Origin of the sequence: Bacteroides sp. 51, from assembly GCF_010500965.1 — a bacterium.
Lineage (GTDB): Bacteria > Bacteroidota > Bacteroidia > Bacteroidales > Bacteroidaceae > Bacteroides.
The window spans coordinates 1-427 of the sequence record NZ_QVMI01000064.1 but is presented as its reverse complement, the minus strand read 5'-3'; the positions used below and the strand labels follow the sequence as shown (position 1 = coordinate 427).

The window sequence follows — 427 nt, the reverse complement described above, 5'->3', positions numbered from 1 at the left end:
TCTATCTCATCGCTGTTACTTTTATTCACAGACGTTGTTTTAAAGTTTGAGATCATACTTCCTTACCAGCTTACTCACCTCCGAATCCCTTTCGATGCGCAGCACCTTTTCTTCGTCCAACCGGCACGCCTCCCTGAGACACTCTATCGCTTGTGATTCGTTGCCCAACCGGGCCGACAAAATGACCAGCAGGTAATATACATTGGCCGTCTTTTCCAGTGGTACCAGCATATTCAGCGCCTGGCTGTTCTGTCCCACGCAGGCCAGAGCCAAAGCCGTGTTATAATCCTTATATCCGCTCAGGATGCTTAATGCACGCTGGTATTCACGGTTTTTCATCAGTTGCAGTGCGTGGGTATATTCGCTGCGCTGCCCGGGTGTAAAATTCGTATTCGAGATCAGGCTTCCATCGGCCAGTTCATCCATC

At 49.4% G+C, this 427-nt stretch carries 1 pseudogene; it reads right to left on the bottom strand.

The features are described from left to right. Positions 1–39 precede the first annotated feature (39 nt). Positions 40–427: pseudogene (locus D0T87_RS23275) on the bottom strand (hypothetical protein); the annotation flags it as partial.